Annotated in this window: 29 protein-coding genes, 1 other RNA gene and 1 pseudogene; 22 read left to right on the top strand and 9 right to left on the bottom strand. The window is 59.8% G+C overall.

Annotated features, from left to right (window positions below; genetic code table 11):
- Positions 1–8: 8 nt before the first annotated feature.
- On the top strand, positions 9–878 hold the full coding sequence (galU, locus tag VGK14_RS11460; RefSeq protein ID WP_331509225.1) for a UTP--glucose-1-phosphate uridylyltransferase GalU: 870 nt from the start codon (positions 9–11) through the stop codon (positions 876–878).
- Positions 875–1,411 (top strand): hypoxanthine-guanine phosphoribosyltransferase, encoded by a 537-nt coding sequence (locus VGK14_RS11455; RefSeq protein ID WP_331509224.1) that lies wholly within the window; start codon positions 875–877, stop codon positions 1,409–1,411. Before galU ends, VGK14_RS11455 begins: the two co-directional genes overlap by 4 nt.
- A gap of 33 nt (positions 1,412–1,444) precedes the next feature.
- Here VGK14_RS11455 and cysG read toward each other — a convergent pair whose 3' ends face one another.
- Entirely contained in the window at positions 1,445–2,857 is a 1,413-nt protein-coding gene (cysG, locus tag VGK14_RS11450) for a siroheme synthase CysG (protein WP_331509223.1), read from the bottom strand.
- 195 nt (positions 2,858–3,052) lie between these two features.
- Here cysG and VGK14_RS11445 point away from each other — a divergent pair, with 195 nt between their 5' ends.
- The 3 genes from VGK14_RS11445 to VGK14_RS11435 are packed head-to-tail and all read left to right on the top strand — an operon-like array spanning position 3,053 to position 4,060.
- A complete protein-coding gene (locus tag VGK14_RS11445) occupies positions 3,053–3,367 on the top strand; it encodes a DUF883 family protein (protein WP_331509222.1) in 315 nt (104 codons plus the stop codon).
- A gap of 13 nt (positions 3,368–3,380) precedes the next feature.
- A complete protein-coding gene (locus VGK14_RS11440) occupies positions 3,381–3,758 on the top strand; it encodes a phage holin family protein (protein ID WP_331509221.1) in 378 nt (125 codons plus the stop codon).
- A complete protein-coding gene (locus tag VGK14_RS11435; RefSeq protein ID WP_331509220.1) occupies positions 3,755–4,060 on the top strand; it encodes a YqjK family protein in 306 nt (101 codons plus the stop codon). Before VGK14_RS11440 ends, VGK14_RS11435 begins: the two co-directional genes overlap by 4 nt.
- Here the strand turns inward: VGK14_RS11435 and VGK14_RS11430 are convergent.
- From VGK14_RS11430 to guaB, 6 genes are all read right to left on the bottom strand, one after another.
- Positions 4,057–5,652: an ABC-F family ATPase gene (locus tag VGK14_RS11430; RefSeq protein WP_331509219.1), complete on the bottom strand. Its 1,596-nt coding sequence runs from the start codon at positions 5,650–5,652 to the stop codon at positions 4,057–4,059. The genes VGK14_RS11435 and VGK14_RS11430 overlap by 4 nt on opposite strands.
- A 46-nt stretch (positions 5,653–5,698) precedes the next feature.
- Positions 5,699–6,202, bottom strand: a complete 504-nt coding sequence (locus VGK14_RS11425) for a GreA/GreB family elongation factor (protein ID WP_331509218.1) — start codon at positions 6,200–6,202, stop codon at positions 5,699–5,701.
- Positions 6,199–6,981 (bottom strand): 3',5'-cyclic-nucleotide phosphodiesterase, encoded by a 783-nt coding sequence (locus VGK14_RS11420; RefSeq protein ID WP_331509217.1) that lies wholly within the window; start codon positions 6,979–6,981, stop codon positions 6,199–6,201. The genes VGK14_RS11425 and VGK14_RS11420 overlap by 4 nt, the downstream gene beginning before the upstream one ends.
- Entirely contained in the window at positions 6,981–7,514 is a 534-nt protein-coding gene (locus VGK14_RS11415; protein ID WP_331509216.1) for a cyclic nucleotide-binding domain-containing protein, read from the bottom strand. The genes VGK14_RS11420 and VGK14_RS11415 overlap by 1 nt, the downstream gene beginning before the upstream one ends.
- 5 nt (positions 7,515–7,519) lie before the next feature.
- The gene (guaA, locus tag VGK14_RS11410; RefSeq protein WP_331509215.1) at positions 7,520–9,085 is read right to left on the bottom strand and encodes a glutamine-hydrolyzing GMP synthase; all 1,566 of its coding nucleotides are present in this window, start codon (positions 9,083–9,085) and stop codon (positions 7,520–7,522) included.
- Positions 9,086–9,169: 84 nt separating this feature from the next.
- Complete coding sequence (gene guaB / locus VGK14_RS11405) at positions 9,170–10,630, bottom strand: IMP dehydrogenase (RefSeq protein WP_331509214.1); 1,461 nt, start codon at positions 10,628–10,630, stop codon at positions 9,170–9,172.
- 129 nt (positions 10,631–10,759) lie between these two features.
- On the opposite strand from guaB, the gene VGK14_RS11400 reads away from it, so the two are divergent.
- Positions 10,760–11,326 carry a hypothetical protein gene (locus tag VGK14_RS11400; RefSeq protein WP_331509213.1) on the top strand — a complete coding sequence of 189 codons (567 nt, stop codon included), beginning with the start codon at positions 10,760–10,762 and terminating at the stop codon, positions 11,324–11,326.
- A gap of 3 nt (positions 11,327–11,329) precedes the next feature.
- Here the strand turns inward: VGK14_RS11400 and VGK14_RS11395 are convergent, their stop codons facing one another.
- Together VGK14_RS11395 and VGK14_RS11390 are read right to left on the bottom strand one after the other, a co-directional pair.
- On the bottom strand, positions 11,330–11,650 hold the full coding sequence (locus VGK14_RS11395; RefSeq protein WP_331509212.1) for an RnfH family protein: 321 nt from the start codon (positions 11,648–11,650) through the stop codon (positions 11,330–11,332).
- Between the two features lie 12 nt (positions 11,651–11,662).
- Complete coding sequence (locus tag VGK14_RS11390; protein ID WP_331509232.1) at positions 11,663–12,091, bottom strand: type II toxin-antitoxin system RatA family toxin; 429 nt, start codon at positions 12,089–12,091, stop codon at positions 11,663–11,665.
- Between the two features lie 52 nt (positions 12,092–12,143).
- On the opposite strand from VGK14_RS11390, the gene smpB reads away from it, so the two are divergent.
- The 16 genes and pseudogenes from smpB (at position 12,144) to asd (ending at position 24,377) form a co-directional block, all read left to right on the top strand.
- Positions 12,144–12,593 (top strand): SsrA-binding protein SmpB, encoded by a 450-nt coding sequence (smpB, locus tag VGK14_RS11385; RefSeq protein WP_331509211.1) that lies wholly within the window; start codon positions 12,144–12,146, stop codon positions 12,591–12,593.
- A 58-nt stretch (positions 12,594–12,651) separates the two neighbouring features.
- Positions 12,652–13,015, top strand: a transfer-messenger RNA (tmRNA) gene (gene ssrA, locus VGK14_RS11380).
- 299 nt (positions 13,016–13,314) lie between these two features.
- Positions 13,315–13,413, top strand: a pseudogene (locus VGK14_RS14660) (phage/plasmid replication domain-containing protein); the annotation flags it as partial.
- A 411-nt stretch (positions 13,414–13,824) separates the two neighbouring features.
- Positions 13,825–14,100 carry a cupin domain-containing protein gene (locus VGK14_RS11375; RefSeq protein WP_331509210.1) on the top strand — a complete coding sequence of 92 codons (276 nt, stop codon included), beginning with the start codon at positions 13,825–13,827 and terminating at the stop codon, positions 14,098–14,100.
- Positions 14,101–14,168: 68 nt separating this feature from the next.
- Positions 14,169–14,933 (top strand): tRNA cyclic N6-threonylcarbamoyladenosine(37) synthase TcdA, encoded by a 765-nt coding sequence (tcdA, locus tag VGK14_RS11370; protein ID WP_331509209.1) that lies wholly within the window; start codon positions 14,169–14,171, stop codon positions 14,931–14,933.
- Positions 14,934–15,112: 179 nt separating this feature from the next.
- A complete protein-coding gene (locus VGK14_RS11365) occupies positions 15,113–15,604 on the top strand; it encodes a urate hydroxylase PuuD (protein WP_331509208.1) in 492 nt (163 codons plus the stop codon).
- Positions 15,605–15,703: 99 nt separating this feature from the next.
- Positions 15,704–16,876 carry an aspartate aminotransferase family protein gene (locus VGK14_RS11360; RefSeq protein ID WP_331509207.1) on the top strand — a complete coding sequence of 391 codons (1,173 nt, stop codon included), beginning with the start codon at positions 15,704–15,706 and terminating at the stop codon, positions 16,874–16,876.
- On the top strand, positions 16,873–17,790 hold the full coding sequence (gene argF / locus VGK14_RS11355; RefSeq protein WP_331509206.1) for an ornithine carbamoyltransferase: 918 nt from the start codon (positions 16,873–16,875) through the stop codon (positions 17,788–17,790). The genes VGK14_RS11360 and argF overlap by 4 nt, the downstream gene beginning before the upstream one ends.
- Positions 17,787–19,010, top strand: a complete 1,224-nt coding sequence (locus tag VGK14_RS11350; RefSeq protein WP_331509205.1) for an argininosuccinate synthase — start codon at positions 17,787–17,789, stop codon at positions 19,008–19,010. Before argF ends, VGK14_RS11350 begins: the two co-directional genes overlap by 4 nt.
- A gap of 2 nt (positions 19,011–19,012) precedes the next feature.
- The gene (locus tag VGK14_RS11345) at positions 19,013–19,324 is read left to right on the top strand and encodes a pyrimidine/purine nucleoside phosphorylase (protein ID WP_331509204.1); all 312 of its coding nucleotides are present in this window, start codon (positions 19,013–19,015) and stop codon (positions 19,322–19,324) included.
- A gap of 13 nt (positions 19,325–19,337) precedes the next feature.
- Entirely contained in the window at positions 19,338–19,832 is a 495-nt protein-coding gene (locus VGK14_RS11340) for a YajQ family cyclic di-GMP-binding protein (protein WP_331509203.1), read from the top strand.
- Between the two features lie 100 nt (positions 19,833–19,932).
- Positions 19,933–21,339, top strand: coding sequence for a 3-isopropylmalate dehydratase large subunit (leuC, locus tag VGK14_RS11335; protein ID WP_331509202.1), 1,407 nt, complete (start codon positions 19,933–19,935; stop codon positions 21,337–21,339).
- Positions 21,340–21,348: 9 nt separating this feature from the next.
- Positions 21,349–21,474 (top strand): entericidin A/B family lipoprotein, encoded by a 126-nt coding sequence (locus VGK14_RS11330; protein ID WP_331509201.1) that lies wholly within the window; start codon positions 21,349–21,351, stop codon positions 21,472–21,474.
- A 1-nt stretch (position 21,475) separates the two neighbouring features.
- Entirely contained in the window at positions 21,476–22,114 is a 639-nt protein-coding gene (leuD, locus tag VGK14_RS11325; protein ID WP_331509200.1) for a 3-isopropylmalate dehydratase small subunit, read from the top strand.
- Positions 22,115–22,199: 85 nt separating this feature from the next.
- Positions 22,200–23,255, top strand: coding sequence for a 3-isopropylmalate dehydrogenase (leuB, locus tag VGK14_RS11320; protein ID WP_331509199.1), 1,056 nt, complete (start codon positions 22,200–22,202; stop codon positions 23,253–23,255).
- Positions 23,256–23,264: 9 nt separating this feature from the next.
- Entirely contained in the window at positions 23,265–24,377 is a 1,113-nt protein-coding gene (gene asd, locus VGK14_RS11315; protein ID WP_331509198.1) for an aspartate-semialdehyde dehydrogenase, read from the top strand.
- Positions 24,378–24,455 lie beyond the last annotated feature (78 nt).

Raw genomic sequence — 24,455 nt, 5'->3', positions numbered from 1 at the left:
AATCAAGATTGAAGAAAATTACGAAAGCGGTTTTTCCTGTGGCGGGAATGGGCACCCGTTTCCTGCCCGCCACCAAGGCCAGCCCCAAGGAAATGCTGCCCATTGTCGACAAGCCATTGATCCAGTATGCGGTCGAGGAGGCCGTGGCTGCGGGCATTACTGAACTGATCTTTGTTACCGGCCGCAGCAAGCGCGCGATCGAAGACCACTTCGACAAAGCCTATGAGCTGGAAACCGAGCTGGAGGCGCGCGGCAAGACGCAAATACTGCAGCTCTTGCGCGGCATTCTGCCCAGCCATGTATCCTGCGTTTACGTCCGGCAGGCGGAAGCGCTGGGGCTTGGCCATGCGGTGTTGTGCGCCAAACAGGTGGTGGGCGGCGATCCTTTCGCCGTGATTCTGGCCGATGACCTGATCGATGGTCATCCTTCGGCGATGGGCCAGATGGTCGAGCGTTTCGAGCAGACGGGACATTCGATCCTCGGGGTGGAGCCCGTGGCACCAAGCGAAACCGCGAGTTATGGCATTATCGATGCAGCGGCGTCCGAGTCGCCCTTGGTGGCTATTCAGGGCATTGTCGAAAAGCCCGATCCTGCCGATGCGCCTTCCAATCTGGCGGTGGTCGGCAGATATATCCTGACGCCGGCGATTTTCGAATGCCTGGAAAATATCCGGCCGGGCAAGGGTGGTGAAATTCAGCTGACCGATGGGATTGCTGCTTTGATGCAACGGGAGCCGGTGCTGGCCTATCGTTATCGTGGCATCCGCTACGATTGCGGCAGCAAGCTGGGGTACATGAAAGCCAATGTGGAATTCGCATTGCGCCATGCCGAAATCGGCGCAGCGTTTGCACACTATCTGGAAACCCGCGCATCATGAGCGATATCGCCGAAGACATCCTGGCGCAGGCTGTGGAATTGTGTTCGCCGCAGCAGGTTGGCGCCGCGTTGGAGCGCATGGCTGCCGAAATTACCACGCGGCTTTCCGGCAAGAATCCACTGGTGCTGTGCGTGATGAAAGGTGCGGTGGTGTTTGCCGGGCAATTGCTTCCGCTGCTGCGTTTCCCGCTGGATTTCGACTATATGCATGTCACGCGCTATCGCAACCAGACCTATGGCGGCGAGCTGGATTGGCGTTTTTTTCCGGAAAGCGGGATTGCCGGGCGCGACGTGCTGATTCTGGACGACATTCTGGATGAAGGCCATACCCTGGCCGCCATTCGCGAGCGCTGCCTGGCGGAAGGCGCCGAAGCGTTTCATAGCGCGGTCCTGCTGGAGAAGCTGATCGACCGGCCCAAGCCCATCGCCGCCGATTTTGTCGGTATTCGCGTGCCTGATCGCTACGTTTTCGGCTGCGGCATGGATGTCAACGGTTTGTGGCGAAACTTGCCGGGGATTTATGCACTGCGCTGACCGATTCTACCTCTGCCTACTTCCCCTCCTGAATTACAACAGCAATGGCGGTTGATCGCCGTCTTGCGGATCAAACCAGGCCAGCTTGTCGCGCAGTTTGACGACCTCGCCGACGATGGTGAGCGTCGGCGCCTTGAACCCAGCCGCTTCCACTTTTTGCGCCAGATTCTCCAGGGTGCCGGTCATGACCCGCTGATGGCGGGTGGTGCCTTGCTGGATCACAGCCGCGGGCCAGTCGCGGGGCAGGCCCTGCTCGATCAGCTTGCGGCAGATGATTGCCAGCCCGGTCAGGCCCATATAGATCACCACTGTCTGCCGCGGGCGGGCCAGCGCTTCCCAGTCCAGATCGATCGAATTGTCGCGCAGATGGCCCGTGGCGAACAGCACCGACTGGGCATAGTCGCGGTGCGTGAGCGGAATGCCGGCATAGCTGGCGACGCCGTTGGCGGCCGAGATGCCGGGAACCACCTGGAACGGAATGCCGTGTTCGGCCAGGGTTTCGATTTCCTCGCCGCCGCGCCCGAATATGAACGGGTCGCCGCCTTTCAGGCGCAGCACGCGCCGGCCGTCCAGTGCCAGGCGCACCAGCAGCGCGTTGATGTCTTCCTGCGGCAGAGCATGATTGGCGCGCTGCTTGCCGACGTAGATACGCTCGGCGTCGCGCCGCACCAGATCCATCACGCCTTCCGACACCAGTGCGTCGTACACTACGACATCCGCTTTCTGCATCAGCCGCAGCGCGCGGAACGTCAGCAGGTCGGGGTCGCCGGGGCCGCCGCCGACCAGATAGACCTCGCCCCGTGCGCCGGCATCCGCTGCGTTGTCCAGTGCCCGCTGCAACGCGCGCTTGGCCGCATCTTCACGGCCTGCCAGCATTTGTTCGGCGATGGGGCCTTCGAATATGTTTTCCCAGAAAATGCGGCGCTGCTGCATGCTGCCCAGTCGCTGCTTGACCTGCTCGCGAAACGCTCCGGCCAGTTCGGCGAGGCGGCCATAGGCGGCTGGGATCATGGTTTCCAGGCGCGAGCGCAGCATGCGGGACAGCACCGGGGCCGCCCCGCCGCTGGATACCGCCACCACGATGGGAGAGCGGTCGATGATGGATGGAAACACAAACGTGCACAGCGCGGGCTGGTCGACGATGTTGACCGGGATATTGCGCGTCTGTGCCGCCGCCGATACCGCACGGTTGACGGCTTCGTCGTCGGTCGCGGCAATTGCCAGGGTGGCCCCGTCCAGATGGTGCGGCTCGAACCGGGCGGCAATCCAGTCGACGAGCCCCTGTTGGCGATGTTCGGCCAGCGCCGGACAGAGTTCCGGCGCAACGATCGTGACCATGGCGTGCGCCTTGCACAGCAGGCCGATTTTGCGCGCGGCGATTTCGCCGCCGCCAACGACCACGCAGCAGCGCCCGCGCAGGGTGATGAAAATGGGGAGGTGATCCATGCCGATAATTTAACCCATTGAGGGTGTCGGGTTCCGCGGAAGAGTAGACAGTGGAATTATGCCGCCGATTTGCCTGCCGTTACAGACTTTCGTGAGGCCCAGCTTCATGATAAAGGTTGATTTATCCCGTCATAACGGGTAGTTTGAAAGTCATTCGCGGTTCAATTTTTCGAAACTTCAAGAAGGAGTCCCATCATGAATGCCCCGGCAGAAAGCAACAATGAAAAACTTATTCACGATATCAAGGCCGTAGTATCGGACGCAGAGGCGATATTGAGCGCCACGGCGGGCCAGACCGGTGAAAAAATGGCCGAACTGCGCGCAACGATGGTGGCGCGTCTGGCGGATGCCAAGGCCAGGCTGGTCGCTGCGGAAGAAGCGGTGGTGGAAAAAGCCAGGCAGGCCGCCCAGGCAACCGACGAATACGTGCATGAAAATCCCTGGCAGTCGGTCATCATTGCGGGCGGCGTCGGCTTTCTGATCGGCTATCTGGTTTCCCGTCGCGACTGAGCGACGTTCCGTCATGGTCCAGAGTAGCGGCTTGTTCACTTCCATCAAGACCTTGCTTGGCACCTTGCTGGGGGTTACCCAGACGCGGCTTGAGCTGCTTGCCACGGAAATCGAGGAGGAGCGCTTACGCCTGACCAGGCTGCTGCTTTACGGCTTCTTCGCGCTTTTCTTCTTTGGTCTTGGCGTGCTGCTGCTGTCCGTGCTGGTCATTGCCGCGTTCTGGGACAGCCATCGTCTGGCGGCAATAGCCGCGGTCGCGGTAATGCATCTTGGGATTGCCTTCGTTTGCGCTGTTTGCTTGCGCCAGCAGGCCAAACACAAGCCTAGGCTGTTTTCCGCCAGTCTTGCCGAACTCGGCAAGGACCGCGCAGCGCTGGCGTCCCGCGAATGAGCCGCCTGCAGCAACTTGCCGCGCGCCGCGCCGTCCTGATCGAGCGGGCTGCGCGGCAGCGTGCGGAACTGGGCGAATGCTTGCACCGGCTGGAACGCCCGGCGGGCATCTTCGATAAGGGCTACGCGCTGGCGCGCGCTGTCCGTTCACATCCGGCCATTGCCCTGAGCACGGCAATGGCCGCGATTTTTCTTCTGCGTAAACATCTGGCTGTCGGCCGGTTTGCCGGTGCTGCGCTGTCCGCTGCAAAAATGGGAATGTCGCTCGCGAAGTGGTTGCCGTCGCGCAAACCCGAGCGCTAATCCACTCCCTGGCTGGCCAGATAATCCTCGTAGTTGCCGCCGAAGTCGATCACGCGGTCCGGGCGGATCTCCAGGATACGCGTCGCCAGCGAGCCGACGAATTCGCGGTCGTGGCTGACGAAGATCAGCGTTCCCTTGTATTTGTCCAGCGCGGTATTCAGCGCTTCGATGGATTCCATGTCCATGTGGTTGGTCGGCTCGTCCATCAGCAGCACGTTGGGGCGCCGCAGCATCAGCTTGCCGAACAGCATGCGGCCCTGCTCGCCGCCGGAAAGCACGCGCACCGGCTTTTTCACGTCGTCGCCGGAGAACAGCAGGCGGCCCAGCATGCTGCGCACCACCTGATCGTCGTCGCTGGGGCGCGTCCATTGCTGCATCCAGTCGGTCAGCGAGGTGTCCTTGTCGAAATCGGCAGCGTGATCCTGGGCAAAATAGCCGATATTGGCCTTCTCGGCCCATTTCACCGTACCGAAATCAGGAGCGAGATCGTTGGCCAGGCAGCGCAGCAGGGTGGTTTTACCGATACCGTTCTCGCCGATGATGGCCACGCGTTCGCCAGCCTCGATTTGCAGGTTGAGGTCGGAGAACAGCTTGCGGTCGAAACCCTTGGTGAGATTCTTTACTTCCACTGCCTGGCGATGCAGCTTCTCGCGCTCGTCGTACTCGATGCGGATGAAGGGGTACTGGCGGCTGGAAGGCTTGATATCCTCGATCTTGATCTTCTCGATCTGTTTGGCGCGGGAAGTCGCCTGGCGCGCCTTGGAGGCGTTGGCGGAGAAGCGGCGCACGAACTCCTGCAACTCGGCGACGCGCTCCTTGGCTCTGGCGTTGTCTGCGGATTGTTGCGCCCTTGCCTGGGTCGAAGCTTCCATGTAGTCGTCGTAGTTGCCCGGATAAACCGTCAGCTTGCCGTAATCCATGTCGGCAACGTGCGTGCAGACCTGGTTGAGGAAGTGGCGGTCGTGCGAGATGATGATCATGGTGCAGTTACGGTTGTTGAGCACGTCTTCCAGCCAGCGGATGGTGTTGATATCCAGGTTGTTGGTGGGTTCGTCCAGCAGCAGCACGTCCGGGTTGGAGAATAGCGCCTGCACCAGCAGCACGCGCAGCTTCCAGCCGGGCGCCACCGCGCTCATCGGGCCGTTGTGCTGCTCGATGGGGATGCCCACGCCCAGCAGCAGTTCGCCGGCGCGCGCTTCCGCCGTATAGCCATCGTATTCGGCGAACACCGCTTCCAGTTCGGCGGCCCGCATGTAGTCTTCTTCGGTGGCTTCCAGGTTGGCGTAGATGGCGTCGCGCTCCTGCATCGCGCGCCACATTTCCTCATGCCCCATCATCACCACGTCCAGCACCCGCTGGTCTTCGTAGGCGAACTGGTCCTGGCGCAAAAAGGCCATGCGTTCGTGGTTGTCCAGCGAGACGTTGCCGCCGCTGGGTTCCAGCACTCCGGCGAGGATTTTCATGAAGGTCGATTTGCCGCAGCCGTTGGCGCCGATCAAGCCGTAGCGGTTGCCTTCGCCGAACTTGACGGAAACATTCTCGAACAGCGGCTTGGCGCCGAACTGGATGGTGAGGTTACTGGTGATGAGCAAAATGAATTTCCTTAGGGTGCGCGGCGTAAAACGCGCATTGGGTGTTTTAAACCTGATAGCGGATCGCGATGATTTCCAGCTCTTTGTCGCCTGCGGGGCGGCGCCATTTTACGCTATCGCCGATATGCGCGCCGATCAGCGCTTTAGCCAGCGGCGAAACCCAGCTGACCTTGTTGCTGGCGACATCCGCCTCGTCCTCGCCGACGATGGCGAATTCGAGCGCATGGCCATCCTCGTCTTCCATGCCGACAACCGCGCCGAAACGCACCTCGTCGCTAGGCTGCGCGGCCGGATCGACCATCGTCGCGCTTTCCAGCCGTGCCGCGTAATAGCGCAGGTCGCGTTCGACCTCGGCTTTCTGCTGGATGGCGAACGGGTCGTCCTTGTTCGCCGCCAGTGTCCTGCGCAACGCTTCCAGTCGCACTGCTTCCTGCTGCAGTTGCCGCAGCCCGGCCGGGGTCACGTAATTGGGCTGCGCGCTGACCGGGCGTTCGACCAGTTCGTCGCCCGCCTGCTCGAATTTGTCCTCGTTGAGGAATGCCCGGCTCACAGTTCGTACACCTCGCCGCGCATGACGAAATGCGGCACGATTGGCGGAGTAATCCCGGCCAGCGCGGCGCGGATCTCGGCGCGGACCGCTTCCACCTTGTCCGGCTCGATGTGCGTGACCAGCAGCTGCACGGCTTTCTTCAGCCGGGCAACTCCCCGCGCCAACAGTGCCGGGGTGGTGTGGCGCGAGCGTTCTGCGATGCCGCTGTCCGCATCGCGCATGGTGGTCTCGACCATCACGTATTGCAGGTTCTCGACTTCATTGAGCTTGTCCCAGAAGGCTGCGCAGTCGGTGGTGTCGCCGCTGAAGGCGAAGCTGGCGCGGCCGCTGTCGATCAGGTAACCCACCGCCGGCACGGCATGCAGCGCGGGCAGCGCAGTGATGCGGCCATGCGCCAGTTCGCAGGTTTCGTGTAAGGCCAGCGCCTGCAGGCGGATACAGGGAGACTGCGGCGACGGCAGGGCGGTGTAGTCCGGCCACAATACACCGTTGAACAGGTGGATCTTGAGCGCGGCCAGCGTTTCCGGCAGCGCGTGCACGGTCAGCGGGCCGTCGCGCAGGGCCAGCGCGGCGTCGGACAGCAGCGGCAGGAACAGCACGTGGTCGAGGTGGGAATGGGTGAGAAACACGTCGTGTATTCGCGCCATCTCCTCCAGCGACAGATCGCCGACCCCGGTGCCGCAATCGACGAGGGTACTGTCGTCAAGCAGCAGCGCGGTGCTGCGCAAATCGCCGCAGGCGCCGCCGCTACAGCCCAGTATGCGTATCGTGAGCGGCATCACTGGTTGAGGTAATCGACCAGCTGTCCGCTGGTCTGGCGCAGCCGCAGGCTGAGCAGCCGGGCAATCTCCCATAGCATCTTGACGCCGGAGGCGGGATGTTTTTCGAGGAATTGTCGGAGGGGTTCCTTGCCGAGCAGGGTCAGGACGATGGGTTCCAGCGTGACGCCCGAAGCCGAGTGCTGCAAGCCGTCTATCAGCGACATCTCCCCGAATGTCTTGCCCGGCGTGATGGTGGCGATGGCGTGCTCGCGCCCGTCATCATTCTGCTTGCGGACTTCAATGGAGCCCTCGATCAGGATGCCCATATACTTGCCGGGTTCTCCCTCGCGGAACAGGGTCGTTCCGGCGGGGGCCGAATAAGCGTGCATATAGCCGATCAGCTGGCGGATTTCCGGACCTTCGAAACGATTGAAGATCGCCGAGTTGGCAACCATGTCGAACAACTCGTTCCGGAACGAGGTGCCTGCGCCGATAAGATCGAGACCGTCGATGGCCGCAGGCTGTCCGCCGTTCGTGGGTATCATGGCCATGGCGGCTACTCCCACTCGATGGTCGCCGGCGGTTTGCCGGAGATGTCATAGACCACGCGGTTGATGCCGCGCACTTCGTTGATGATGCGGTTGGACACCTTGCCCAGCAGGCTGTGCGGCAGTTCGGCCCAGTGCGCGGTCATGAAGTCGGAAGTTTCCACTGCGCGCAGTGCCACCACGTATTCGTAGGTGCGGCCGTCGCCCATCACGCCTACCGACTTCACCGGCAGGAACACCGCGAACGCCTGCGAGGTCTTGTCGTACCAGTCGGCGGCGCGCAGTTCGTCGATGAAAATGGCATCGGCGCGGCGCAGCAAGTCGGTGAATTCCTGCTTCACTTCGCCCAGGATGCGTACGCCCAGGCCGGGGCCGGGGAAGGGGTGGCGGTACACCATCTCGTGGGCCAGGCCAAGGGCGATGCCCAACTCGCGCACTTCGTCCTTGAACAGTTCGCGCAGCGGCTCCAGCAGCTTGAGATGCAACGTTTCCGGCAGGCCGCCGACATTGTGGTGGCTCTTGATGGTGTGCGCCTTCTTGGTCTTGGCGCCGGCGGATTCGATCACGTCCGGGTAGATGGTGCCCTGCGCCAGCCATTTGGCTTGCGGCAATTTCTTGGCTTCGGCCTGGAATACCTCGACGAATTCGCGGCCGATGATCTTGCGCTTGGCTTCGGGGTCGGAAACACCCTGGAGATGGCCCATGAACTGCGCGGCAGCATCGACGTGGATTACCCTGACGCCGAGATTGCGGGCGAAGGTCAGCATCACCTGCTCTGCTTCATTGAGGCGCAGCAGGCCGTTGTCGACAAATACGCAAGTCAATTGATCGCCGATGGCGCGATGGATCAGCGCTGCCGCGACCGAGGAATCGACGCCGCCGGAGAGCCCCAGGATCACTTCCTCGCGGCCCACCTGGGCGCGGATTTTCTCTACCGCTTCGGCTACGTAGTCCGGCATGTTCCAGTCGTGGCCGCAGCCGCAGATCTCGTGCACGAAGCGTGCGAGGATGTCGCGGCCCTTGAGCGTGTGCGTGACTTCCGGGTGGAACTGCACCGCGTAATATTTGCGGGATTCGTCCGCCATGCCGGCAATCGGCGTGGAGTCGTTGCCGGCGATGACCTTGAAGCCTTGCGGCAGTTCCGTCACCTTGTCGCCGTGGCTCATCCACACGTCCAGCAGGCCGTGGCCTTCTTCGTTGCGGCGGTCCTCGATGTCGCTGAACAGCGCCGAATGGCCGCGCGCGCGGATTTCCGCATAGCCGAATTCGCGCTTGTGGGCATTCTCCACCTTGCCCCCCAGCTGCGCCGCCATGGTTTGCATGCCGTAGCAGATGCCGAATACCGGTACGCCAAGCTGGAACACCGCATCCGGCGCCCGCGGCGTTTCGTCCTCATAAACGGAATTCGGTCCGCCCGACAGAATAATCCCGGCAGGATTGAATTCCCGAACGAATTCGTCTGAAACATCGTGCGAATGCAATTCGCAATAGACCTGTTGCTCGCGCACGCGGCGGGCGATCAACTGGGTATATTGGGAGCCGAAATCTAGAATCAGGATTTTTTGATGGGACATTTTTTAGCCACGCGGAACACAGAGGGCACAGAGTGAGGAAAACAGGGGCTCTCCGTGATCTCTGTGCCCTCTGTGGCTATTTCGTTAATCGATATGATAGTTAGGTGCTTCCTTGGTGATCTGCACATCGTGCACATGCGATTCGCGGATGCCAGATGACGTGATCTCGACAAACTGCGCCCGCGCGCGCATTTCATCGATGGTGGCGCAGCCGACGTAACCCATCGAGGCACGCAGGCCGCCCATCAGCTGGTGAATCACCGCCAGCACGCTGCCCTTGTAGGGCACGCGTCCTTCCACGCCCTCCGGCACCAGCTTGTCGGCATTGGCCTCGGCGTCCTGGAAGTAACGGTCGCTGGAGCCTTTCTGCATCGCGCCCAGGCTACCCATGCCGCGGTAGGATTTGTACGAGCGCCCCTGGAACAGTTCGATTTCTCCCGGAGCTTCCTCGGTGCCGGCAAACAGGCCGCCCAGCATGACGGCATTGGCGCCGGCTGCGATCGCCTTGGAGATGTCGCCGGAGTAGCGGATGCCGCCGTCGCCGATGAACGGCACACCGCTGCCTTCCAGCGCCTTGGCGACGTTGCTGATCGCGGTGATCTGCGGCACGCCGACGCCGGCGACGATGCGCGTGGTGCAAATCGAGCCGGGGCCGATGCCGACCTTGACGCCGTCGGCGCCGTGATCCACCAGCGCTTTGGCGGCTTCCGCGGTGGCGATGTTGCCGCCGATGACCTGTACCTGCGGGAAATTCTTTTTCACCCACTGGACGCGCGACAGCACGCCTTGCGAATGGCCGTGCGCGGTATCGACCACGATCACGTCCACGCCTGCCTCGGCCAACGCGGCGACGCGCTCTTCGGTGCCCTCGCCGACGCCTACCGCGGCACCGGCGCGCAGCCGGCCTTGCTCATCCTTGCAGGCAAGCGGGTGTTCGGATGATTTCTGGATATCCTTGACGGTAATCAGGCCCTTAAGGTCGAAAGCCTCGTTCACCACCAGCACGCGCTCTATGCGGTGCTTGTGCAGCAGCTTCATCGCCTCCTCGCGCGGCGTGCCTTCCCGCACCGTGACCAGGCGCTCGCGCGGGGTCATGATGCCGCTCACCGGCTGGTCGAGATTGGTTTCAAAGCGCAGGTCGCGGTTGGTGACGATACCGACCACTTGCTTGCCTTCCACCACCGGCAGGCCGGAGATGCGATGGCGACGCGTCAGTTCCAGCACGTCGCGCACCGTCATCGACGGCGAAATGGTCACCGGATCGTGCACCACGCCGGATTCGAAACGCTTGACGCGGGCCACGTGCGCAGCCTGCTGGGCGGCGCTCATGTTCTTGTGGATGATGCCGATACCGCCTTCCTGGGCCAGCGCAATGGCGAGCGGCGCTTCGGTTACGGTATCCATTGCGGCGGATACGACGGGGATGTTGAGCGTGATTTCGCGGGTGAGGCGGGTGGCCAGGATCACATCGCGGGGCATGACGTCCGAGTGTGCCGGAACCAGCAATACATCGTCGAACGTGAGCGCTTTCTGCAGCAGGCGCATAGATTTTATCCTTAGTGGCAAAAAGAAATTATACAGGCTGATGCCGTGCTGGTAAATTGGGATTGACGATCACCCATCGTCAAGGATATGGTCTAAGCGTTTGATAAACATCGCGGGGAAGGTTTTGCAATGAATAAATACGGCAGGTTGTTGGTATTAGGATTGGCGATCATGCCATTCGCCGCTGTGGGTGAGACCTATAAATGTCGGGCGCCCAGCGGCAAAATCAGCTATTCGGGCCAGATGTCTTCCGAACGCGGAGTTAAGTGCGAACCCATGTTCGTTAAAAAGCCGCCGATATCACAGGCCGAAACGCCGCCTGTGGTTGATTCGCTGCCGGGGAAAGCCGGCATCCCCCAGCCGGGTCAGCCTCCTGTTCCGGCTGATGCGGCCAAACCCAAACAGACGACACTCCAGAAAACTCCGGCGGATTTAGAGCTGGATGCCAAACGCAAGAAGCAGGAAGCCGAAGAGGCAAAAAAGAAAGCTGATAAGGCTAACGAGGACAAACAGGCTGAGCAAAAACTCAAAGATGAAAATTGCAAGGCGGCCAAGGCTAATTTGCAGACCTACCAGATAGGCGGACGGATCAGCAAGATCAACGAAAAAGGTGAGAGAGTCTATCTGGATGACAATGAAGCCAAACAGAAGCTGGATGAGGCCAAGCAGGAAATCTCCAGGTGGTGCGGCAGTTGACTGCTATTCGGCGGGCAAATCTCCGCCGCCTTTTTTCATCGCCTTGCCTTCGGCCGCACGCTGACGCCTGACTCCCTTGGGGTCGGCGATTAACGGCCGATAGATCTCTACCCTGTCGTTTTCGTGCAGTACGCTGTCGGGTTTGGTCAGCTTGCCGAAAATTCCGATCCGGTTCTGCGCCAGATCGATCCCCGGGAATTTTTCCAGAATACCGCTCGCGCGAACCGCCTGCTCTGCCGTGGTGCCTTCCGCGACATTTATTTGCAGCAATATCTGCTGGGCGGGCAGCGCATAGGCGACTTCAACGGGAATGGTTTTGCTCATGTTCGGGGCGTCTCAATAAACTTTCTCTGCCCGTTCGACAAAGGCATCGACAAAGGTATCGGCAATGCGGCTAAAAACGGGGGCAATGATCTTTTCCAGCAACGGGCTGGCAAATTCGTAGTGTAACCTGAAGTCGATCTTGCACGCATCTTCTGCCAACGGGACGAACTTCCATACGCCTTCCAGATGGCGGAAGGGGCCACTTACCAGGCGGATGTCCATCAGGGTGGGAAATTCCTTGGTATTTTCCGTGGTGAAATTCTGCTTGAGGCCGTGGTAATCGATATGCAGCGTAGCCGAGGTGCTCGTGCCGTTGCGCCAATGCAGGTCGACCCCGCCGCACCAGGGTAGAAACTCCGGGTAGCGTTCGGCCTGGTCCACCAGGGCGAACATCTGCTCGGCAGAGTAGGGCACCAGCACGGTTTTGTGAACGTCGGCCATCGGTGATAAGGCTCTCATGTAGAATATAGCGATTTTAAGCCAACTGTCCGTCATGAGCATTGCCCAGAACAAAAAAGCCTTTCACGATTACTTCATCGAAGAGAAGTACGAGGCAGGTATCGTGCTCGAAGGGTGGGAAGTCAAGGCCATCCGCGAGGGCAAGGTGCAGCTCAAGGAAGCCTATGTGATCATCCAGCGCGGCGAGATTTACCTGATCGGCTGCCACGTCACCCCGCTGGGCTCGGCCTCCACCCATGTCCGTCCGGATGCGACGCGCACCCGCAAGCTATTGCTGCACAACGAGCAGATTGCCAAGCTGATCGGGCAGGTGGAGCGCGCCGGCTATACGCTGGTGCCGATCGACATGCATTACACCCGGGGAAGGGTCAAAGTGCAGATCGGTCTCGCCAAGGGCAAGAAGCAGTACGATAAGCGCGAAACCGAAAAAGAACGCGACTGGGAACGCGAAAAAGCCCGCATCATGCGGCACGCAAACAAATAAGCGTATAATCGAAAACGCTGGCGGAACTTGTTGTGCCGGCATCGATCTGATTCAATCTGGGGCCGACATGGCTTCGACGTGGGTTACAAAGCAGTGTAGTGCATACCGAGGGCCAGTCACCTCGTAAATACAACTGGAACAAGTATAGTCGCCAACGACGAAACTTACGCTCTAGCCGCTTAATCCGGCTGGACGCTGCACCATCTCTCCCGTGGGGTGGGTGGGGAAACCCATCGCAGCGTCATATACACGGGATACGTGTCGTGCAGGGTTGCTTTGCTCGGCATTAAATCCAAGGCAACTCGCCTTGCCTCAGCCCGCCGGTTGGCGGTTGCAAGGTTAAATCAAACAACCAGGCTAAGTATGTAGAACTGCCTGTAGCGGGCTTGCGGACGGGGGTTCGATTCCCCCCGGCTCCACCAAATAAAAAAGGGTACCCGAAAGGGTGCCCTTTTTTATTTGATGAAGTTGCGGGTGGATGAGAACCCCTAGCTGGGTTCGACTAAGCGAGCACCGCTCGCTTGGACGTTTGCGCTAGCGCAAACGGGCCCGCAGGGCCGAGGATTCGCGGATGCAACGCGAATCCGAGCATTCCCCCGGACCCATCTCATTAATTTGCTTTTGCGCTCATTGAGAGCCTAGATGTGGCTAAAAAGTTTAGCCTCACTCCTGCAATCGTTAAGAGCTTCCGTGCCACCTTGTTTCCGTCTATAAGCTTTGGAAGGATGGCGAAGATTTGCGAGGAATGTATCCAAAAGCTACGTTCTACCGCTACAGGGCTGAATTTATGAAGCATGGCATCGACATTGCCATTCGGTAACCATCGAAACCCGACAATGTAATTCTGAATTGCCCCAGGTCCACTAGACACTTTCGAGCCTGAAATACTGCTTCTCAGACTCTATCGAAGGCAAGACTGGATTGACTTAACGCTCTGTCATAAAGCACTATTGAGTTCCATCCAGTTGATACATGAAAACGGTGGAATATGACTATCCATATCGTTAAAAATGAACATGGCGATGAGGTGGCTGCTTATACCGATCATCAACATGCTAGGTTAACTGCGGAAGAGTTTGAATACTTTTTTCTCGGCAATTTACCGTCGAAACGTTGGTCTGCGAGATTCCGATCGATAGAGAAGACTGCGGATTGAAAGTCATGCGGATGCGAATTGCGATTCCCGTTTTTGTAGCCTTATCAACCCCTTAATCAGTCATAAGGATGCATCATGAGCCGTATCGTCGTAGAGCATTCCCCTGATCCCAGCCGTTTGAAAGAGCTTGGCGTTACCAGTTGGCCGACTTGGTCGAAAGAGATATCTGTTTTTCCGTGGACATACAGTGATCAGGAAGTCGCCTACATCCTCGAAGGCGAAGTCACCGTCACGCCGAATGGCGGAGAGCCGGTGAGTTTCGGCAAGGGTGACCTGGTGACGTTCCCGGCGGGTATGTCTTGTACCTGGAATGTCCGCAAGCCTTTACGCAAGCATTACCAGTTTGGCTGATATCGGCTTTCAGCCAATTGCGATGTTTGGCTTATCATGCGCTCTTTATGTAAGCACGGCGGAATTGCATGGAAGCGGATCTGGAACGGCGTTTTGGAGGGGTGGCCCGGCTTTACGGAGCGGAGGCGCTGCAGCGTTTTCGCAGCGCGCATGTCTGCGTGATCGGCATCGGCGGCGTCGGTTCGTGGGCAGCAGAGGCGCTGGCCCGCAGCGCCATCGGCCACTTGACCTTGATCGATCTGGATCATGTGGCGGAATCCAACGCCAACCGCCAGATTCACGCCTTGGGGGATGAATTCGGCAAGGCCAAGGTAGTGGCGATGGCCGAGCGCATCCATGCCATCAATCCGGCGTGCGTCGTGGACGTGATCGAGGAGTTCGTCGCCGAGGATAATCTGGATGCGCTGCTCGGACGCGGCTACGACCATGTGCTGGATGCCATCGACCAGACGCGGGTCAAGGCCGCGCTGATCGCCTGGTGCCGATTGCACGGCGTGCGGCTGATCACCACCGGCAGCGCGGGCGGGCAGGTCGATCCGTCGCGCATTCGCATCGACGATCTTTCCCGCACCATCCAGGATCCGCTGGCTTCAAGAATACGCTCGCTGCTGCGCAAGAATTACGGGTTTCCGCGCGACCGGAAAAAGAAGTTCGGGATCGAGTGCGTCTATTCCGAAGAGCCGCTGAAATATCCCGAAAGCGAGCAGGCGTGCGATGTTGACCAGGGCGGCATCACCGGCCTTAATTGCGCGGGGTTCGGTTCGTCCGTATGCGTTACCGCCAGTTTCGGTTTTATAGCGGCTTCGCGTGTTTTGACGCAGCTTGCAAAATAGCGCTTTCCTTGCCTGAAACGGCCTTTTGTTATACCCTTTAAACCCCTGAATTCACGCGATTGCGAGGATGGCTATGAAAAATCCGCTTGATTCGATTGTGGGTACGATTGTTTCCGGTCTGATTCTTACGGCCTTGCTGTACCTGTTCTTGCGAAACTTTATTGTGGCGGGGGTTTAACATGGAAATCGTTCCTGCATTTGCGCGTTGGATACACTTCGCAGCCGGCATTACCTGGATAGGCCTGCTGTATTATTTCAATCTGGTGCAGGTGCCGGCACTGAAGGATGCCGCTGCGGACGGCACGGCGGCTGGCATCACCAAGCATGTCGCACCGCGTGCGTTACTGTGGTTCCGCTGGTCTGCGGTAGTGACCTGGTTGGCCGGGGCCGCCTTGCTGGGGCCGAATTTCGGTGCGGCATTTACCCTGCAGCCGGAGTTTGCCGGGATCGGCGTCGGCGCATGGTTGGGTACGATCATGCTGCTGAATGTTTGGGGCCTGATTTGGCCCAACCAGAAAAAAGTGCTCGGCATCAAGCCGGCCACGGATGAGGAAAAAGCCAAGGCGCGACGGATTGCGCTGCTGGCTTCGCGTACCAATATGATGCTGTCCCTGCCCCTGCTGTTTTTCATGGCAGGCGGCCTGTCGCACCGGGCCGTATTCGGCCTCTGACAGGGAGTTTCAAATAATGGCGAGCGGCGGCGTTAGCCGCCGTTCCTGTTTTTATGATCGAAAAAGCGTGATCGAAAAAATATGTCGCAACAACATTTGATGACCACTTACGGCCGGCAGCCGGTGACTTTCGTCAGGGGCGATGGCGTCTGGCTTTGGGATACCGAAGGCAAGCGCTACCTGGACGCTCTTGCCGGTGTCGCCGTCAACGGCCTGGGCCATGCCCATCCCGCCTTGACCAGGGCGATCAGCGAACAGGCGGGCAGGCTGATCCATGTTTCCAATATTTACCAGATTGCCGAGCAGTCGCGCCTGGCGGATCGCCTGTGCGCACTGTCGGGCATGGACAAGGCGTTCTTCTGCAATTCCGGCTGCGAGGCCAACGAGGCGGCAATCAAGCTGGCACGCTTGTACGGCCACGGCAAGGGCATAGAAAACCCCGCCATCGTGGTAATGGACAAGTCTTTCCACGGCCGCACGCTGGCGACGCTTTCCGCCACCGGCAACCGCAAGGTGCAGGCAGGCTTCGAGCCGCTGGTGCCGGGTTTTGTGCGCGTGCCGTTCGACGATCTGGATGCGGTCAAGCAGGTGGCCGGGCGCAACCCCAATGTGGTGGCGGTGCTGGTCGAGCCGGTGCAAGGCGAGGGTGGCATCAATATTCCCCGCGACGGCGCCGCATACCTGCGCGGCCTGCGCGAGATATGCGACACGCACGGCTGGCTCTTGATGCTGGACGAGGTGCAAAGCGGCATCGCCCGCACCGGTACCTGGTTTGCTTTCCAGCATGCCGGCATCGAACCGGACGTGGTGACATTGGCCAAAGGACTGGGTTCCGGCGTGCCGATCGGCGCTTGCCTGGCGCGTGGCGTGGCGGCGAATGTGTTTACGCCGGGCAAGCACGGCTCCACTTTCGGTGGTAATCCGCTGGCCTGCGTCGCGGCATTGGCGACGCTGGATACCATCGAACAAGATGCTTTGGGCACCCATGCCGAGCAGTTGGGCAACTGGATACATGAAGCCTTGTCCGCCCGGCTGAAAAATGTGTCGGGTGTGGTGACGATACGCAACGCCGGCCTCATGATCGGCATCGAGCTCGACCGGCCGTGCGGAGACCTGGTAAGGCAGGCTCTTGATGTCGGGCTGCTGATCAACGTGACCGCGGATACGGTGGTGCGTCTGCTGCCGCCGCTCATTCTGAGTCAGGAGGAAGCCGCAAAGCTGGTCGACATACTGTCGGGGCTGATCAGGAAATTTCTGGGGCAAGCGGCATGATCCGGCATTTCCTGCAATTCAGGGATTTGAGCCGCGACGAGTTGACGCACCTGTTCGAGCGCACGTGCTGGATCAAGCAGCAGTTCAAGGCCTACCAGCAGTATTGGCCGCTGACCGACCGCACGCTGGTGATGATTTTCGAGAAAGCCAGCACGCGCACGCGTTTGAGCTTCGAGGCCGGCATGCAGCAGCTGGGCGGTTCGGCGATCTACCTCAACACGCGCGACTCCCAGCTGGGACGCGGCGAGCCGGTGGAAGACGCGGCGCAGGTGATATCGCGCATGAGCGATATCGTGATGATCCGCACTTTCGAGCAGGAGATCATCGAGCGCTTCGCCGCCAACTCGCGCGTGCCGGTGATCAACGGGCTGACCAACGAATACCATCCGTGCCAGATCCTGGCCGACATCTACACCTTCATCGAGCACAGGGGGCCGATCCAGGGCAAGACGGTGGCGTGGATAGGCGATTCCAACAACGTCTGCAACACCTGGCTGCAGGCGGCGGAAGTGCTGGATTTCAACGTGCACGTTTCCACGCCGCCGGGCTACGAGGTGGAGCAGGAGCGCGCCGGATTGTACGGACACGCGCACTACGAGGAATTCGCCGACCCGATGGAAGCCGCGCGCGGCGCCGATCTGGTGACCACCGACGTGTGGACCAGCATGGGCTTCGAGGCCGAGAACGAAGAACGCATGCGCGATTTCGCCGACTGGCAGGTGGATGCCGACATGATGCGTGTCGCTACTAGGGACGCGGTATTCATGCACTGTCTGCCGGCGCACCGCGGCGAAGAGGTCGCGGCGGAGGTCATCGACGGGCCGCAAAGCGTGGTATGGGATGAAGCGGAAAATCGCCTGCATGTCCAGAAGGCGCTGATGGAATATCTTTTGTTAGGAAAAGTAAGTCAATGAGTGATATCAAGAAAGTCGTGCTCGCCTATTCCGGCGGGCTGGATACTTCGGTGATCCTGAAGTGGCTGCAGGACGTGTACCAGTGCGAAGTGGTGACCTTCACCGCCGACATCGGCCAGGGCGAAGAACTGGAGCCGGCGCGCGCGAAGGCGAAGAAGTTCGGCGTCAAGGAAATCTACATCGACGATCTGCGCGAGGAGTTCGTGCGCGACTTCGTGTTCCCGATGTTCCGCGCCAACACCGTGTACGAAGGCGAATATCTGCTCGGCACCTCGATCGCGCGCCCGCTGATCGCCAAGCGCCTGATTGAAATCGCCCGTGAAACCAATGGCGACGCCATTTCCCACGGCGCGACCGGCAAGGGCAACGACCAGGTACGTTTCGAGTTGGGGGCTTATGCGCTCAACCCCAACATCAAGGTCATCGCGCCATGGCGCGAGTGGGATTTGCTCTCGCGCGAGAAACTGATGGCTTACGCCGAAACGCATGGCATCCCGGTCGACATGAAGCACAAGCAGGGCGGCAGCCCATATTCCATGGACGCCAACCTGCTGCATATCTCCTATGAGGGGCGCCATCTGGAAAACCCGGCGGCGGAAGCCGAGGAATCGATGTGGCGCTGGACGGTATCGCCGGAAAAGGCCCCCGATGCCGCCGAGTATCTGGATATCGAGTACGAGAAGGGCGATCCGGTAGCGCTCAACGGCAAGAAAATGAAGCCGCACGAAATCCTGGCCGAGTTGAACCGCCTGGGCGGCAAGCACGGCATCGGCCGCCTCGACCTGGTGGAAAACCGCTACGTCGGCATGAAGTCGCGCGGCTGCTACGAAACCCCGGGCGGCACGATTATGTTGCGTGCTCACCGCGCCATCGAATCGCTGACGCTGGATCGAGAAGTCGCGCACTTGAAGGACGACCTGATGCCGCGTTACGCCAGTTTGATCTATAACGGCTACTGGTGGAGTCCGGAGCGCGTGGCGCTACAGACGCTGATCGATCACACGCAACAGAGCGTCAACGGCTTCGTGCGCGTCAAGCTGTACAAGGGCAACGTCATCGTCACCGGTCGCGACAGCAAGACCGATTCGCTGTTCGATCCGACTATCGCCACGTTCGAGGACGACGCCGGCGCCTACGACCAGAAGGACGCGGGCGGATTCATCAAGCTCAATGCGTTGCGCATGCGCATCGCAGCCAATTTACGCAATAAGAAAGGTTAATCATGGCCCAGTTCGATAATGTCAGCGTCAAGACCAAGGCAAACGTCTATTTCGATGGCAAGTGCGTCAGCCACACTATTATGCTGCCCAACGGCACGCGCAAGACTTTGGGCGTTATTTTTCCCGGCACACTGACCTTCAACACCGCTTCGCCGGAAGTGATGGAGCTCAACCTGGGCGTATGCAAGGTGCGCCTCAAGGGCGAGGAACACTGGAAAACCTACAAGGCCGGCGATAAGTTCACCGTGCCGGGCAATTCCAGCTTCGACATCGAAACGGTGGAGATGCTGGATTACGTCTGCCATTTTGAATAAAGGGTAGATAGCGATGCCATCTTTCGATATCACGTCCGAAGTCGATATGGTCGCGCTCAAGAACGCGATCGACGTGGCCGGACGGCAGATCACCAACCGCTACGATTTCAAGGGCACCTCGGCCCGCGTCGACCTCAACGAGAAAGATAATCTGATTACGCTGTACGGCGATTCGGATTTCCAGCTCGACCAGATCAAGGATATCCTGTTTCCCGCGCTGGAAAAGAAAGAGGCCGACAGCAGCAAGCGCCTCGACCAGCAGGACGTACAGAAGGTGTCCGGCAACAAGGTGAAGCAGGAAATGAAGATACGCGCCGGCATCGACAGCGAGCTGGCCAAGCGCATTGTGAAACTCATCAAGGATTCCGGCCTCAAGGTGCAGGCCAGCATCCAGGGCGATACGGTGCGGGTGAATGGTGCCAAGCGCGATTTGCTGCAGGACGCTATCGCGCATGTGAAGAAGTCGGTGACGGATTTCCCGTTGCAGTTTGGTAATTTCAGGGATTGATATTTAACCTCGGATAAGCGCCGATGAACGCAGATAAAATCCGGAAAGCTGGTGGTTGTCGGCGTGTATCGGCGTTCTTCGGCGGTTGATTAGATTTGACATGGCAAAAACTTTATACGACAAACTCTGGGAATCTCACGTAGTCCATCAGGAAGCCGATGGCACCGCGCTGATCTATATCGACCGCCACCTGGTGCATGAAGTCACCAGCCCGCAGGCCTTCGAGGGCCTGAAGCTGGCCGGACGCAAGCCGTGGCGCGTGGGCAGCATACTTGCCGTGCCCGACCACAACGTGCCGACCACCGACCGCAGCGCCGGCATCGCCGACCCGATCTCGCGCCTGCAAGTGGAAACGCTGGACCAGAACTGTGCCGAGTTCGGCGTCACCGAATTCAGGATGAACGACCTGCGCCAGGGCATCGTGCACGTCATCGGCCCGGAACAGGGTGCGACCTTGCCGGGAATGACCGTGGTATGCGGCGATTCGCACACCAGTACGCACGGCGCATTTGCCGCGCTGGCGCATGGCATCGGCACCAGCGAAGTGGAGCATGTGCTTGCCACGCAATGCCTGGTTGCCAAGAAATCCAAGGCGATGCAGGTCAAGGTAGAAGGGCAATTGCAGAAAGGCGTGACCGCGAAAGATATCGCGCTGGCGGTGATCGGCAAAATCGGCACCGCCGGCGGCACCGGCCATGCGATCGAATTCGCCGGTTCGGCGATTCGCGCGCTATCGATGGAGGGCCGCATGACGCTATGCAACATGGCGATCGAGGCCGGCGCACGGGCAGGCATGGTGGCGGTGGACGATATCACCATCGACTACCTCAAGGGTCGCCCGTATTCGCCAAACGCGCAACAATGGGACAAGGCCGTTGCCTACTGGCGCACGCTGAAGAGCGACGAAGGCGCGCAATTCGATGCGGTGGTGGAACTGGACGCCTCTGTAATCCAGCCGCAAGTCACCTGGGGCACCTCGCCGGAAATGGTGGTTGGAGTGGACGGCCGCGTGCCCGATCTGGCGCAGGCCAGGAACGAGGTGCAGCGCGGCGACTGGGAACGCGCTTATGCCTACATGGGCTTGCAGGCCAATACGCCGATCGGCGAAATCGCGATCGACAAGGTATTCATCGGCTCCTGCACCAATTCCCGCATCGAAGACCTGCGCGCGGCGGCGGCGATTGCCAGGGGCAAGCACATAGCCCCCAACGTCAAGCTGGCGCTGGTGGTGCCGGGCTCCGGCCTGGTCAAGGCGCAGGCTGAAAAAGAAGGCCTGGACAGGATTTTCAAGGACGCCGGTTTCGAGTGGCGCGAGCCGGGCTGCTCGATGTGCCTGGCGATGAATGCCGACCGGCTGGAGCCGGGCGAGCGCTGCGCGGCGACTTCCAATCGCAATTTCGAGGGCCGCCAGGGGCCGGGTGGGCGTACGCATTTGGTTAGTCCGGAAATGGCGGCTGCCGCAGCCGTGGCCGGGCATTTTGTCGATGTGCGGCTGTTCGTTGAGTAAGGGGAAACCATGAATAAAATGATCGCGTTGATGCTGGTGGGCGCCATGATTGCTCTCGCGGGCTGCAATACCGTGCAGGGCATGGGCAAGGATCTGGAGAAGGCTGGCGAAGCGGTACAGAAGTCGACCAAATAATATGCAAGCTTTTACCAAAATAGACGGCTTGGTGGCGCCGCTGGATCGTGCCAATGTCGATACCGACGCCATCATCCCCAAGCAGTTCCTGAAATCGATCAAGCGCAGCGGCTTCGGCCCGAACGCATTCGACGAGTGGCGCTATCTCGACCACGGCGAGCCCGGCATGGACAACAGCAAGCGTGCGCTGAATCCGGATTTCGTACTGAACCAGCCGCGCTATCAAGGGGCGTCCGTGCTGCTGGCACGCGAAAATTTCGGCTGCGGCTCCAGCCGCGAGCATGCGCCTTGGGCGCTGCTGGATTATGGCTTCCGCGCGATCATCGCGCCGAGCTTTGCCGACATCTTCTTCAATAACTGTTTCAAGAACGGCATCCTGCCGATCAAGCTGGATGCCGCGATTGTCGATCGGTTGTTCAACGAGGTGGCGCAGCAGCAGGACTACAGGCTGACGGTTGACCTGGAAACCCAGACCGTAACTACGCCCTCCGGCCAATCGTTTGGTTTCGACGTGGATGGACACCGCAAGCACTGCCTGCTGAATGGTTTTGACGATATCGGGCTGACCTTGCAGCAAGTGGACAAGATCAAGGAATTCGAGGCCAAGCACCGTACCGCGCAGCCTTGGTTGTTTAACTAGCCGCCAGCCGTCAGTGCCCGGCGTTCAGCTTAAAGACTGGCGCCGCAGGTTGATGGCTGAAAGCTGATTGCTGAAAGCTTTGGAAATGAAAATCGCAGTATTGCCGGGTGACGGCATTGGCCCCGAAATCGTTGCGCAAGCCGTCAAGGTTTTGTGTGCGCTGAATATCGGTCTGGAAATGGAAGAGGCTCCGATCGGCGGTGCCGGATATGATGCAGCGGGCGATCCCTTGCCGGAAGCGACCCTGAAGCTGGCGCAACAGGCCGACGCGGTGCTGCTCGGTGCGGTGGGCGGCTGGCAATACGACGCGTTGCCGCGCGACAAGCGCCCGGAGCGCGGCCTGCTGCGCATCCGCAAGGAGCTCAACCTGTTTGCCAACCTGCGTCCGGCACTGCTGTATCCAGAACTGGCGTCTGCATCGACCCTGAAGCCGGAAGTGGTGTCCGGGCTGGACATCATGATCGTGCGCGAACTCACCGGCGATATCTACTTCGGCCAGCCGCGCGGCATCAGCATCCTGGAAAACGGCGAGCGCGAAGGCATCAATACCATGCGCTACAACGAATCCGAAATCCGCCGCATTGGCCATGTTGCATTCGGTATCGCGATGAAGCGCAACAGGAAGGTGTGCTCGGTAGACAAGGCCAACGTGCTGGAGACCACCGAACTGTGGCGCCAGGTGATGATCGAGCTGTCCAAGGAGTACCCGGAAGTCGAGTTGAGCCACATGTACGTCGATAACGCCGCGATGCAGCTGGTGCGCAACCCCAAACAGTTCGACGTCATGGTTACCGGCAATATCTTCGGTGATATCCTGTCGGACGAGGCTTCGATGCTGACCGGCTCCATCGGCATGCTGCCGTCGGCGTCGCTGGATGCGAACAACAAGGGCATGTACGAGCCCAGCCATGGCTCGGCCCCGGATATCGCCGGCAAGGACATCGCCAATCCGCTGGCGACGATCTTGTCGGCAGCGATGCTGCTGCGCTACACCTTCGGCGATGAAGCGAACGCCGTGCGCATCGAGAGGGCCGTGAAAAAAGCGCTGGCGCAGGGCTACCGCACCGGCGATATCTGGACCGAGGGCACGAGCAAGGTTAAATGCAGCGCAATGGGCGATGCGGTAGTCGCTGCTTTGTAAGGAATAGTCATGTTGAGAGTTGGTTTTGTCGGTTGGCGTGGAATGGTCGGCTCGGTGCTGATGCAGCGCATGCGCGATGAGCGCGATTTCGACCATGTCGAGCCGGTATTTTTCACCACGTCGCAAGCCGGCGGGCGGGGGCCGGAGATCGGCAAGGAGGTTCCGCCGCTCAAGGATGCCAGGAATCTTGCAGAACTCAAGGCGATGGACGTCATCCTTTCCTGCCAGGGCGGCGACTATACCACCGAGATTTTCCCCAGGCTGCGCGCCGACGGCTGGAACGGCTATTGGATCGATGCCGCCTCCGCGCTGAGGATGGAACAGGATGCCATCATCATCCTCGATCCGGTCAATCTGAACGTCATCCGGGATGGTCTGGCCCAAGGCGTAAAGAATTATGTCGGCGGCAACTGCACGGTTTCGCTGATGCTGATGGGTTTGGGCGGGCTGTTCCGCGAGAATCTGGTGGAATGGGCGACTTCCATGACCTATCAGGCCGCCAGTGGCGCCGGTGCGCAAAACATGCGCGAGCTCTTGATGCAAATGGGCGAGGCCCATCGCGTGGCACAAGAAATGCTGGCCGATCCGGCTTCGGCGATCCTGGAGATCGACCGTGAAGTGGCGGGCACGCTGCGCGATAATAATTTTCCTACCGCGCACTTCGGCGTGCCGCTTGCAGGCAGCCTGATCCCATGGATCGACAAGGATCTGGGCAACGGCCAGAGCAGGGAGGAGTGGAAGGGTGCGGCCGAGACCAACAAGATTCTCGGCCTGGAGTCCTCTCCGATTCCCATCGATGGTTTATGCGTGCGTATCGGGGCGATGCGCTGCCACAGCCAGGCACTGACTATCAAGCTCAGAAAAGACGTGCCGATGGATGAAATCAACGGCATTCTGGCTTCGGCCAACGCTTGGGTAAGCGTGGTGCCTAACGAGCGCGAAGCCAGCATGAGCCAATTGACGCCCGCCGCAGTCACCGGCAAGCTTGCGGTTCCGGTCGGCCGCCTGCGCAAAATGAGCATGGGCGGCGAGTATCTTGCAGCCTTCACTGTGGGCGACCAGTTGCTGTGGGGTGCGGCCGAACCTTTGCGTCGCATGCTGCGTATTCTGATCGAGTATTAAAATACATCGAAAATGTAATGTTCATTATGAGCTTGCAACTCTAACTATTTGATGTTAATTTAATTAAAACGCTAATAG

This window comes from Novimethylophilus sp., from assembly GCF_036504375.1.
Taxonomy (GTDB): domain Bacteria; phylum Pseudomonadota; class Gammaproteobacteria; order Burkholderiales; family Methylophilaceae; genus Novimethylophilus.
This window is presented reverse-complemented; position numbering and strand designations above follow the sequence as displayed.